Genomic DNA, 12,525 nt, shown 5'->3' on the forward strand with positions numbered 1-12,525 from the left:
TACGATGATACGGTCAGCTCTGTCGAAGCAACTTCGGATGATTTTGAGCTGCTTTAATGCCGCTGGGTCGGATATATACTCCTTGTCCTTACGTACTTGTCGTACCACTAACTGAAAGGGATTGGGACGGATGGGTAAGTATTCACGCTTATAGGCAGAAAAACCGTAGGTTTCGGGCATGGCAAGGGCGATGAGGTGTCCCATTGCCCAAGTAACGAGATACCCGTTACCCTCCAAGTATCCGTCCTGTCTGCTGTTTGCTCCGACAATGCGGGCAATGTCTCTGGCTACCGAGGGTTTCTCGGCAATAATACAAGTTGTCATAGTCGATAATAGAATTAAGGGTTACATCTTACGTCCACGGGACTTCTTTTGTTTGTTTTCGTCCTGCTTTTGCTTCTGCTCGGCAGTAGGCTGTGTCTGTCCCGTCTTCAAGGCTCTTTCACATTCTTGGTAGCTTCATTCGTCTTGCCGTGGTTGTTCACGGCTACCTGCGTTTTGTGTTCTTCGGCTACGGCAACCACCTTTTCTTTGCCGGTTTCCTGCTTCTTGTCTGGGTTCCATTTATAGAAGCGCGGGCGGTTCTGCTCCTTGTCCATACGAACATAGGCGCTGAAAGGCTGCCCCTGCTTGTCCACCATATTCTTTAGATATAGTGTACGACCGCTATCCAAAGCTTCACGCTGTTTTTCTGATAGTTCCAGTCCGCAGAGCTTATGTGGTACGCCTTGCTGCTGTGTCTGCTGCTGTCGTTCCTTAAATCCACGGTTATTGTCAAAGATGAACTCAATGCCTTTCTTCTCGGCATTGACCTGAAGCGTGGCATTAAAAGACTTGCCGCTCTTGGCAGTCATACCTTCCACTTTCACGGCTTTGCCTTCCACAAGATCTTTATACTGGACATCAGAGAGAGTTACGCCCTTGATTTCCTTAGGGATGTTCACACGGTCGGCACGCAGGGCTATAATTTCGTTAGTCTGTGGGTCGATAGAGACGTAGGCAGAGAAAGGTTCGCCATTCTTGGGTGTTACCTCAATGGTCTTGCCGAGATTACCCGTAGTGAGGAGTTGCTCCTTTTCTTCGGGAGAGAACTTGTAGCCCATATAGGGAAAGTCAAGCTGTGGCTCTTTTCTCAAAGGATGAATTGCCAAACCGATATTGTCGTTATCGTCCGTGCGGAAGGCAAGGCGTGCTTCAGTGTAGATGGTGGTGTCGCCGATAGGAACAGCAATTGTGATGAGATTGCTCTTCTGCCAATTGAGCATCTTTTCCAATTCTCCACTCTGCTCCAATCGCTCACGGGAAAGACCGAGATTGTCGAGCATCTTCCAATCCACTTTCTCGGGGTCGATGGCAGTGGTATTCTTCTTTTGTGGCAGATAATCATCAAAGGACACTCCAATCTCTGCCAGCTGCTGCTTGCTTTCGAGTTTCTCGCGGTTTTGCAGCATGGTACGCAGGTTATCCACGCCCTGTTCCACATTGTCTGCCAATACCTTGTATAATCCAAAATGAGTCGGGGCATTGAACTGTTTGAGGAAGTTGGTCATGAAGTTCCTCAAAAGTCCATCCTTGTTGTTGAACTTCAAGAACGCTGCTTGATTGGCTGCGACAGCCTCGGTAGTTTTGAGGTTCCCCTTGTCGTCAATACCAGAAACTACGGAGAGTTTTCCTGCTTCCTTTTCGTTCTTTACTTCCGTGCGGTTTTCCAGGACCAGCACGTAATTGTCATTGCTGTTTGATTCCATTGCTTGATAATTTTAATGATGAATACTGTTATCAAGCAGCTAAATTATAGGTATATGAAGAGATATAAAAGTTTTTGGGAAAAGTGGGAAATAAAAGGAATTTATGTGAAATAACCTGTTGTACTTAGTTTACAGGATAACCTCAAAAATCACTTAGCTAGAATATCGCTTCCATAATAAGAATATTCAATTGCTGTCCGCAAAAAATAAACGGAAAGTCTGCAAACCGTTTATCTATAGGCGATACAGGCACTTTTACTCTATGGGGACTTATATTTTAGCTCCAAATAGTAAGCATCACAAAAATGCTTGTTTTATTAGAAAATGACTTATTTTTTGGATTTAAAGTCAAAAAAGTGGTGTTAAAGACGATTTCTATTACACAGATTGGAAGAAAAAAGTTTTACTGGACGACTTAAAAATCCCCCAATTATCACGCTAGATAAGTGGGGAATATACTTGTTATGTATCGTTCAATTAAGGCATTTTTTAATGATTTCATCACTAATGCCGTTTTCTTTCATTTTCTCTGCAACAGTATGTTTGTAATCAGTCAGATCTTGATAGTGGAATATCATATTCCCTAAATCCTCCAAAGCTTTTTCTATGCGTTTGCGACCAACCTCTGTGTTTAAGTCTATTTCCGCAAATTTAGAGCGATCCCTATGCAGGTTAAGGTAATATATGCCACCGATAATCAGTGCAGATATGGCAGAGATGTCTATATCCTTAAATTTTGTCTCATAGATATTGACAAGAGGCAAAGTGTGCATTTCCCTGAGCATGGCTGTACGAACTGTCGTCTCATTCCCTTCTGCAATTTCCCAACGTAATAGTTCTAACATCACAGATTTTTCTTGAAGTTCCTCCTGCAGATTCTTGAGAATATTGATATACCCTAATTTTGAATCTGTCGGAAATTCAATTCCAGTCAGGACACCCTTAAACCAATAATCGTATCTCTTAACGAATTCATCATAAAACTCGCCAAGATTGTCATATCTGTTATAGAAGACAAGCGGTTCAATCCTGGCTTTCTTAATAAGTTCTGTCACCAGCATTGATGCAAAGCCTTTTTTCTTAATCAGACTTTCTGCTGCCTTGATAATGTCTGCCTGTATGTCGACGTTTGTCCTTCTATATCTTTTGGTTTTGTTTTTGTTTTCTTCTTCTGCCATTTAAAAAGGTATTGATTTTCTGATTTCCACAAGAGCGGTTACCAATTGTTCCAACTGTACTGTTTCATGGGAAGCCAACACGCTGACTCTAAGCCGTGCTTCCTTAGTTCTTACCGCAGGGTATGTGATACCGCTTACAAAGATACATCTTTTTTGCAATTCTCGTGCTATTTCGTATACTTTTTTATTGTCTCTTACCATAATAGGAAATATGGCTGATATGGAGCAGCCTATATCAAAGCCTTCCTCTGTCAGTCGTTTGCGCAGATAATTGACATTAGTCCACAACTTCTTGCGAATCTCTGGTTGTGTCTGTATGAGTTCCAGTGCCTTTAGGGAAGATGCTGCAACCTGTGGAGTCATTGCTGCGGAAAAGACATTACTGTCAGCATAATATCTCAGATACTGAATCAGTTTTTCTGACGCGGCAACAAAACCACCGACACATCCGAAAGACTTACTGAAAGTTCCTGTAATAATATCTACTTGTCCCAAGCAATTATAATATTCGGCTGTTCCTCTGCCGTTTTCTCCCATAACTCCAATGCCGTGAGCGTCATCCATCATAAGAAGGCAATTGTGTTTCTTGCAGACCGCAATGTATTGGGGAAGTTTTGATAAATCTCCATTCTGGGAATAGACCCCATCGATGATGACCAATCGAGTCTGATATTTTCCCGTTTCCCGTTCAAGGATCATGTCAAGATAGTCAATGTCGTTGTGTCCTATATGCTTTACATTGGTTCCAATTAAACCACTTGTGGCACTGGTATGGATATACGAATCAATGTAGGCTATGTCATTTTTTCCCAATATAGCACGAAGCAGACCTGCGTTGGCACCAAAACCTGATGAGAATAGAATGGCATCTCCTTGTCCTACAAACTTTGCAATACCTCGCTCCAACTGATGGTGAATATCTAGATAACCTCCTATGCTTGGGCGGCACTTGCTCCCGTGCCATATTTTAAAACGGCATTTATGCCAGCCTCTTTAGTTTCTGGTCTTTGCGACATACCAAGGTAATCATTGGAAATGTATGCGGAAACTTCACCATCATAGCCCTCTATCTGCATTTTTGCTCCAACTCCCGTTTTTGCCATGACCCAATAACTCTTGCAGCCGAACTGCTCCATTTGGTCAATATAGCTTTGGAATTTTTGGCTACGCTCAGTAACATTCTCGTTGGGAGTAATCTCGAAATCTTTTAATGTAATAAATCTTTTTTCCATATAAACAATGTATAGATAGTAAATAATGCTACAAATGTAGCTAAAATACTAAGAAAATACAAATTTTGAAAAAAACTGATTTTTCTTGTTTTAAACAATATGTATATGTATATTTGCAGCGTCAAGAAGATAATTTGTCGACAATATTATTGAACAGACATTACAAAGCAATGCCGGAAGCTAAAAGAAGGCAAATTAAACATCAAAATTATGAAGAAGATTAATAAAATCACAATTCTTAGTGATGACTTACTCTCTGAAACGCTCGGAGGATTATCCAATCGGACAGAAATCGAATCTCCATTCTTGGATAATTGCTCATGCACAAGACAGGATTCGTCTATTGAAAATGAAAACACATTCTTAGACAATTGTAACTGTAAATAAGCAGAAGTATTAATTTGATAAGTGCAAGGAAATCTTGCACTTATCAAAATTATTTAAATATGAATATCAGTAAATATAATCATTATATAGAACAAGGAGAATCGTGTATTATCTTCAATGCCTATACTGTATCCTTTTTAATTACCAATAAAAGAGATATAAATAAGTTTCTTTTAATGGGGAATTTTGAAGAATTAGAGAAAGAACAACCCCAACTATTCTATGATCTGTGTAAAAAAGGTATGCTTATACCTGATTTTTTTGATGAAAAAGCAACTTATATTAGCGATGTTATGGATAGGAAATTCTCGGGCAAAACTTATCACATGATTATCAATATGACCATGGATTGTAATTTAAGATGTTGGTACTGTTATGAAAACCATATTGATAATTCTGTGATAGGAGAAGATACAATCTCTTCTATTATAAAGCACATAAAGTTAAAATATGACAAAGCACCCTTTGAGTTGTTGACTTTGAGCTTTTTCGGAGGAGAACCTTTATTGTATAAAGAGAAGATTCTGCATATATTATCCCTAATAAACCCTATTGCTAGCATTAAAGGGTTTAAAATAACCATAAACTTTACCACAAACTCTACACTATTAACAAAAGATTTTGTAGATGCAATAAAAGGATACCATTCTACATTCCAGATAACTCTTGATGGATGTAGAAATATTCACAATACAATAAGAAAGTACAAAGATAAGAAAGCAATTGGTTCATATGACAGAATCTTAGAATCTTTATCTTTAATAAAAGAGCATCTTTCTGATTATGAGTTAGTATTGCGCATAAATGTTTCTCCACAGACAAGTGTAGGATTGCAATCAATGGTATCTGATATAGAGCCTTTCTTGGATCCACAAAGAGCAACAATTGCCGTACATAAAGTATGGCAAGTGAATGAAAAGAAAATAGACGATTGCATAATAAATAACTTTGTAAAGGAATGTCAAACAAGAGGATTTGTATGTACATATCTTGACTTGAAATATAACTTTGCAGTTGTTATGCCGACAATCTAAATGAAGTTGTGATCAATTATGATGGTCGTGTTTATAAGTGTACAGCTCGAAAATTTAATGAAGCTAATTCTTGCGGATTTCTTAGAGAAGATGGTGTAATAATATGGGACTACACTAAATTAATGAACAGGATGAATTTACAAATTCCTGAACGATGCATAAATTGTGATATGCTTCCTGTCTGTTCTAAACGTTGTTCGCAGTCTCTATTAGATGAACCGAAAGAGTTTTGTGTATTGAAAGAAGGTTATTCAAAAGTTGACTATATTATTGAGTTATTGAATAATTCAATAGTCTCAAAAAAAAGAGCTAAATAAGATTAAGGTGTCTTTAGCTTTTTATCAATAATTTAATGCATATATATATGAGGTATCTTCTGCTAATTCTTTTTGGGACTATATCATTTACATCTTTTGGTGAAGGACTTAAAGGTAGAGTAATAAATGCAAAACAAGCAACAATACCTTTCGTAAATATTTTAATATATGTACAGAATAACAATAGACCTTTGGGGGGGACGACAACAGATGAAAATGGAGAGTTCACCATTAACAACCTTACCAAAGGGAATACATTAACATTTTCCTCTATCGGTTATAAAACTAAAACATGGCTATATGATGGACAGGACTCTGTAAATATCATGTTAGAAGAGGAGACACAAGTGCTTAAAGAGGTTGTTATCAAAGCTTCAAGATATAAGAAAATGGTGGATAGATTAATAATATATCCAAATAAAGAGCTTAGGGAAAGTACTAACAATGTATGGGGGGTACTTAATAAGCTCCATTTGCCTAATGCTATTATTTCCAAAGAGTCAATGGGAATTACAATGTTTGATGGAAAAAGCGTCGCCTATCAAATAAATGGTATGCCAGCTACTGCTGATGAATATCTTGCAATTTTACCCAACCAAATAAAGTCGATAGAGTTTATAGATAATCCTGGCGTTAGATATGCTACTCAAAATTTTGGTGGAATCCTTAATGTCAAGACTAAGGAAGGGGTAAAAGGTTATGGATTCGGATTCAAAACAATGGATGCTGTCACGACTTTATCAAGTGAAAATAACATCTTTCTGAAACTTAATAACGTAAAGGATCAAATCACGTTTATTTATAGCAATAAGCTCAGGCATTATACCAAGAACAGAATTGACACAAGGCTTGTATCCGATCCGCTTTCGCTCTTACAGATAAAAGAAGGCGAAAACTCGGTTTATAGTTATCGGCAACATAGTCTTAAAGGTGTGTATAGTCATGTTGCTAAATCACTTCTTTTGAACGTCAATTTCAACACAGAATTCTACAATAATGACAAAGATGAAACCTTACAGAAAGTGTACGCATTCAATAACTTCATAAGTAACACCGCTTTGACACCCACATACAAATCAAATTTATATTCATTTGACATATATGCATTCCAAAAGATTTCGAAAAAGGATAATCTGATATTGGACTTGTTAACAACATACAGAACCAGTAATTATAGATATAATTTTATGGAGACGGACCAGTCTTCTATGATTTCATTTAACTATCAGTATGGTGTGCGTGGTAAGCGTCTGTCGTTTATTCCGGAGCTCTTGTACGAACATAAGATAAATGACCTGAACAATCTTACTATTGGAGTAAGAATAAATTATGCCAAAACAAACAACAACTATAGTCAAGCCATAATGAAGAAAGACCACTCTGACAGTTATGACATACTTAGTTATGCACAATTTCTTGGTCGCTATAAGAATCTAAGTTATCAGATAGGACTTGGAGGAAATATTGTTAGCTATAACAAGGACAGTATCTCCTATACGAAAAGATTCATGCGCCCCATGATTAAATTTTCATATGCTCCAATGAATAATTTGACTTTCTCTTTCAATACAGAACTTATTCCCCATGTACCAGAGTTGACAGATATGGCAAATATCACAAGAAAAATGAATTCCATAGAGATAGAAAAAGGCAATCCTGACTTACGTCCTTACATAGAATATAATAATAGACTTGATGTCACCTACAATATCAGCAGATTTTATTTCCAGCTAGCTTATTCGTATAGGTTCAGCCGCCATCCTTTTGCCCCGAACAGCTATATTGATGATTGTGCTATTTATTATGTTACGGATAAATATAATAAAAGTCGAGTTCATACCCTAAGTACCTTTCTCAATTATGAAGTTATTAGAGATCGATTAACATTATCGGGATCCTGCGCTTTTTCAAAAACTTTATTTCAGAAAGACAATCTCGACTACTCGAAGAACATATGGAACTACTATGTAGAGGGTAACTTGAACTTAACAAAGAACTGGAGTATGAATTTTGGTATTATTAATAACCGTAAGGAATTTAGAGGTAATCTTTACTTAGCACAGGAAGATGCTGTCTATTTCTCTACATCTTATCACCTTAAACAATGGATGTTTACCGCAGGGATATGGGATCCATTTAGAAGTAAGATTAAGCTTTCCGAAAGGAATTATGCTAATAGCAAATTTACCAAAAGCATCATATCGTGGAATGCCGATAAAGCCAATATGGTGTATATACAAGTTTCGCTTAGCCTCAATAAAGGACATAAAGCTCAAACATTGAGGCAAAAGATTCACAATATTGACGATGAGGATGGCATTGTTAAATAAAAGTTATAAATTTCCAAATCAATTGCAACATGATACTATGCAGTGTGGAGTAGCATGCTTAGAAATGATATGCAAGTATTATAAAAAAAAAATATTCTGCAAATTACCTGTCTAAGATGTGCCGTCCAACAATAGAAGGCGTATCCATGCTAAGCATCAGGAACACAGCATATGCGTTGGGGTTTGATTGTGAATGCGGTAAGATAAATGTTGAGGAGATAAAAGACATATCCTCTCCCTGCATCCTCCACTGGAATCAAAACCACTTTGTTGTACTCTACAAAGTTAAGAAAGGAAAAACTTTCTACATAGCTGACCCAAGTAAGGGACTTGTAGAATACAATATAGAAGAATTCAAGAAGCATTGGATAAGTACCTGTTCTGGTAGCGAAGAAAAAGGTATTGCAATGTTTTTAGAACCCACTTCAAAATTCTATGCCAATCCGTTTCAAAAAGATAATCAGAATGGGCAACGCTCTTTCAAGTTTCTCTTTGGTTATATTAAAAAGTACCGCCGTTACTTCGGGCAGATTGTCCTAGGTCTACTCGTAGGTAGTCTACTACAGCTCATTCTACCTTTCCTTACCCAATCGATCGTGGATGTAGGCATCAAGAACCAAGACATTGGTTTTATTTGGTTGATACTCCTGGGACAACTAATGCTCACCTTCAGCCGTACAGCTATTGACTTTATTCGCCGTTGGTTGCTGTTACAGATCTCTATTCGGATAAACATTTCGCTGGTGAGCGACTTCTTCATCAAATTGCTTAAGTTACCTATGTCATTTTTCGACACAAAGATGATGGGTGATCTCATGCAAAGAATGAACGACCACAGTCGCGTTAACAGTTTCCTTACACAGCAGACACTGAATGTCACCTTTTCCATATTTACATTCGTCGTATTCAGTATTGTATTGCTATCATATAATTGGCAAATATTCCTTATTTTCCTTTTGGGGAGCCTTTTATATGGTGGATGGTTGATGCTCTTCCTGAGACGAAGAAAGGTGTTGGACTATGAATTATTCGAACAACAGGCTATCAATAATAACAAGACCTATGAATTCATCACTTCCATGCAGGAAATAAAGCTACAGGACTGTGAGCAACGACGTCGCTGGGAATGGGAGGACGTGCAGGCCGACCTCTTCAGGGTGCAGATGAAATCGCTGAAGCTCCAGCAGACACAGGAGGCGGGCAGCATCTGCATCAACGAGCTGAAGAACATCGTCATCACGGTGGTGGCAGCAACAGCCGTGATTCACGGACAGCTTACACTGGGTATGATGCTCGCCGTACAATACATCATCGGACAACTCAACTCTCCCGTAGAACAACTGATGAATTTCTTCTATTCGGTTCAGGATGTAAAAATAAGCCTTGAGCGTATCAATGAGATACACCGCATGGACGATGAGAACGGAAAGCAAGGATTGGAAATGGCACTGAAAGAAGAAAATCAAGGCATAGACCTTGAAAACGTAAACTTCAAGTATGACCCTCATGCACTGAAAACTATCATTGATGATGTGAGCCTTACAATCCCCAAAGGCAAGGTAACAGCCATTGTGGGCGCATCGGGCAGCGGTAAAACTACTCTTATCAAACTGATGTTAGGCTATTATCCCGTATTGGGCGGACAAATCACCATTGGAGGAACGGATATAAACACACTCAACAAGAAGTGGTGGCGCAGGCAGTGTGGGGTGGTGATGCAGGACGGAGTAATCTTTTCGGAGTCGATAGCACGTAACATTGCCGTCGATGATGGCGAGATAGACAAGCAGCGGTTACAGAAAGCTGCCGAGATAGCCTGTATTCACGATTATGTGATGGGGCTGCCCTTAAAATACAACACAAAGATTGGTCGCGATGGTGTGGGATTGAGCCAAGGGCAGAAACAACGTATATTGATAGCGAGAGCCGTCTATAAGAACCCCGACTATATTTTCCTTGACGAAGCCACCAACTCGCTCGATGCCAATAATGAGCGCATGATAGTGGAACATTTGGACGAGTTCTACAAAGGCAAGACAGTAGTTATCGTGGCACACCGCCTAAGTACGGTGAAGAATGCCGACCAAATAGTGGTATTGGATAAAGGCAAGGTGGTAGAAATCGGCAACCACGAAGTACTCACAGCAAAGAGAGGCGCATATTATAACCTTGTGAAGAATCAATTGGAATTGGGCAACTAACAGCAGAAAAAGGAAGATTATGGCAGACGACAAGATAGAACTCCGTAGCGAAAAGGTAAGGCATATCATTGGAGAGATACCATCAAGGATTGTCCGTTATGGCATCACGATCATCACCATTGTGGTATTGGGACTACTGGCAGGTGCATACTTTATACCTTATCCCGAAACCATCAGTGCAAAGGTACAGATGACAAATGCCCGTCAAGGCACAATAGACATTCCCTATAAATACGTGAATACGATAACGAGAGGAATGACGGTAAGCATCGAAATTGAGGGTTACGATGCAGAAACATACGGAGCAGCCCATGGTATCATAACATCCACATCACATACACCTTGGCAAACGGCAGAAGGCAGCGTGTTTATGGCGCAGGTAAGGATAACGGATTGCAAGTATAAAATTATCAGCAGAATGACTGGTGCAGCATCTATATTAATAAGCAATGAAAGTATACTTCAAAGGATTATAGGGCGAATTATAAATGTCCAGTAACTTCCTTTTTAATTGTAATAAAGCGATGAAAGAGGGCAATATCCATGTTAGTATGTCCACATTGCTGTTCAATGGAAATGATCAAAAATGAGAAGAAACGCAATGGCAAACAATGCTACTAATGCAAACATTGCCAGAAACGTGTTATTACCGGCTACACCGACAAAGCCTATTTTCCTGACACTGATTCTGAAATCATTCAACTGACCAAAGAAGAGTTGGGTATTTGTAGTATGGCACGAGTATTGGAAATTTCAGTTACCACTTTGCTTAAAAGGATTTTACAGATAGCAAGTAAAATCAAACAACCGCCTATCGCTGTAAGATAGAGAAATAAATCATGTAGTTGCCTTCAATGTAGGCAGAGTACCAATCGTACTTTGTTGGTAATACTTAAAAGCTCTTTCCTCTTCAAAGCCAAATTTATTTATACCGATAAATTGAAAAACTATGGCTATCTTATCAGTTAGGAAATACACCATACCCGTTTTTCATTCCACCAACCATATCGAACTGTACAATCTTACACTTCTCACTCACCTAAAACGACTAAATTGAAAAACGATTTGTTACAGCCATAGTTTGTTAGTACTGACAACTATCATAAGAATTTACTTGTGAGTATAACTCTGTTCTTTAATTACCACACCACATCCACAACGCTATATCTGTGCTTGCGCTACTTGTCTGGAAAGAGATGGGATAAGACAGGGGTATTCTTTATCCTTTGAATCTCTGTTTCCACAAGCGATAGTATCTCTTGCTTCACCTTGCGATAGTTGACTTCGATGGTCTCTTTGAGATTATCGGATCCATCTTCGTTTGTAAAGTCTGCAATCGTGGGAATTGATTCGTAGGTCTTTGTTTCTGCAGATACCTTGGCACTATCCACCACAATCTCAGCATGGAAAATCTTCTGCTCGATACGCTCGTCAAAGTTGTCGGACACCGCACCCACAAACATACCCTGTGTGAGATTACTGATTTTGCTTGCAGGGATAAGGCTGTCCATCTGTGTGGAGATAGAGGTGGATTTGTCGTTTCGATTGATGGTCATGGACTGTCGTTGCTGAAGTACCTTACCAAACCGTTCGGAAAGCGTCTTAGCCGTCTCACCGACTACCTGCCCGGAAAAAACATTTCCCACCGTATTTTGAATCACCTTGCTTTCTTTGTCTCCATAGTCACGGGTTAACTGCGAAAAGTCCTGAAAGCCCAGACACACTGCTACTTTATTACTTCGGGCTGTGGCAATCAAATTATCAAGTCCACGAAAATAAATGGTAGGCAGCTCGTCTATAATAACCGAGGATTTGAGTTGTTTCTTCTTGTTGATGAGCTTCACGATACGGCTGTTGTAAAGTCCGAGTGCAGCCGAATAGATATTCTGTCGATCAGGGTTGTTGCCCACAACAAGGACTTTCGGCTCATCAGGATTGTTGATGTCAAGTGAGAAATCATCACCCGTCATCACCCAATAAAGAGCCGGCGAAATCATGCGTGATAGAGGTATCTTGGCACTGGCGATCTGTCCCTGCAACTGGTCCTGCGCTCCACCCTCCCATGCGTCCATAAAAGGAGAAAGGTAGTTGGCAAGTT

At 39.1% G+C, this 12,525-nt stretch carries 8 protein-coding genes and 3 pseudogenes; 6 read left to right on the forward strand and 5 right to left on the reverse strand.

Features of this window, described 5'->3' with window-relative positions:
• The 4 genes and pseudogenes from JCM12259_RS15250 to JCM12259_RS15260 all read right to left on the reverse strand — a co-directional run.
• Nucleotides 1-324 (reverse strand): annotated as a pseudogene (locus tag JCM12259_RS15250) (toprim domain-containing protein); the annotation flags it as partial.
• 21 nt (nucleotides 325-345) lie between these two features.
• A pseudogene (locus JCM12259_RS15255) lies at nucleotides 346-1,748 on the reverse strand (DUF3945 domain-containing protein).
• Between the two features lie 473 nt (nucleotides 1,749-2,221).
• A complete protein-coding gene (locus tag JCM12259_RS11285; RefSeq protein ID WP_025066536.1) occupies nucleotides 2,222-2,926 on the reverse strand; it encodes a TetR/AcrR family transcriptional regulator in 705 nt (234 codons plus the stop codon).
• Nucleotides 2,927-4,158, reverse strand: a pseudogene (locus JCM12259_RS15260) (aminotransferase class I/II-fold pyridoxal phosphate-dependent enzyme).
• A gap of 446 nt (nucleotides 4,159-4,604) precedes the next feature.
• On the opposite strand from JCM12259_RS15260, the gene JCM12259_RS11295 reads away from it, so the two are divergent.
• From JCM12259_RS11295 to JCM12259_RS11310, 6 genes are read left to right on the forward strand one after another with little or no spacing between them, the layout of a single operon-like run.
• On the forward strand, nucleotides 4,605-5,579 hold the full coding sequence (locus JCM12259_RS11295; RefSeq protein ID WP_025066537.1) for a radical SAM protein: 975 nt from the start codon (nucleotides 4,605-4,607) through the stop codon (nucleotides 5,577-5,579).
• Between the two features lie 8 nt (nucleotides 5,580-5,587).
• Nucleotides 5,588-5,896: an SPASM domain-containing protein gene (locus JCM12259_RS17775; RefSeq protein ID WP_081784202.1), complete on the forward strand. Its 309-nt coding sequence runs from the start codon at nucleotides 5,588-5,590 to the stop codon at nucleotides 5,894-5,896.
• A gap of 47 nt (nucleotides 5,897-5,943) precedes the next feature.
• Entirely contained in the window at nucleotides 5,944-8,226 is a 2,283-nt protein-coding gene (locus JCM12259_RS11300; protein ID WP_025066538.1) for a TonB-dependent receptor, read from the forward strand.
• Between the two features lie 37 nt (nucleotides 8,227-8,263).
• Nucleotides 8,264-8,341: a cysteine peptidase family C39 domain-containing protein gene (locus JCM12259_RS17780; protein WP_374188313.1), complete on the forward strand. Its 78-nt coding sequence runs from the start codon at nucleotides 8,264-8,266 to the stop codon at nucleotides 8,339-8,341.
• Nucleotides 8,342-8,372: 31 nt separating this feature from the next.
• Nucleotides 8,373-10,427 carry a peptidase domain-containing ABC transporter gene (locus JCM12259_RS15265; RefSeq protein ID WP_374188314.1) on the forward strand — a complete coding sequence of 685 codons (2,055 nt, stop codon included), beginning with the start codon at nucleotides 8,373-8,375 and terminating at the stop codon, nucleotides 10,425-10,427.
• A 19-nt stretch (nucleotides 10,428-10,446) separates the two neighbouring features.
• The gene (locus tag JCM12259_RS11310; RefSeq protein WP_025066539.1) at nucleotides 10,447-10,926 is read left to right on the forward strand and encodes a hypothetical protein; all 480 of its coding nucleotides are present in this window, start codon (nucleotides 10,447-10,449) and stop codon (nucleotides 10,924-10,926) included.
• Between the two features lie 679 nt (nucleotides 10,927-11,605).
• Here JCM12259_RS11310 and JCM12259_RS11320 read toward each other — a convergent pair.
• Nucleotides 11,606-12,525: TraM recognition domain-containing protein (locus tag JCM12259_RS11320; protein ID WP_036888991.1), on the reverse strand; the 920-nt coding region annotated here is incomplete at its 5' end.

The sequence above is a fragment of the Hoylesella enoeca JCM 12259 genome (genome assembly GCF_000613405.1).
Lineage (GTDB): Bacteria > Bacteroidota > Bacteroidia > Bacteroidales > Bacteroidaceae > Prevotella > Prevotella enoeca.

Coding starts and splice junctions, on each gene's coding strand:
- JCM12259_RS15265 (WP_374188314.1), top strand. CDS start 8,373: ATGCTAAGCATCAGGAACACAGCATATGCGTTGGGGTTTGATTGTGAA.
- JCM12259_RS17780 (WP_374188313.1), top strand. CDS start 8,264: ATGCAGTGTGGAGTAGCATGCTTAGAAATGATATGCAAGTATTATAAA.
- JCM12259_RS11300 (WP_025066538.1), top strand. CDS start 5,944: ATGAGGTATCTTCTGCTAATTCTTTTTGGGACTATATCATTTACATCT.
- JCM12259_RS11295 (WP_025066537.1), top strand. CDS start 4,605: ATGAATATCAGTAAATATAATCATTATATAGAACAAGGAGAATCGTGT.
- JCM12259_RS11285 (WP_025066536.1), bottom strand. CDS start 2,926: ATGGCAGAAGAAGAAAACAAAAACAAAACCAAAAGATATAGAAGGACA.
- JCM12259_RS11310 (WP_025066539.1), top strand. CDS start 10,447: ATGGCAGACGACAAGATAGAACTCCGTAGCGAAAAGGTAAGGCATATC.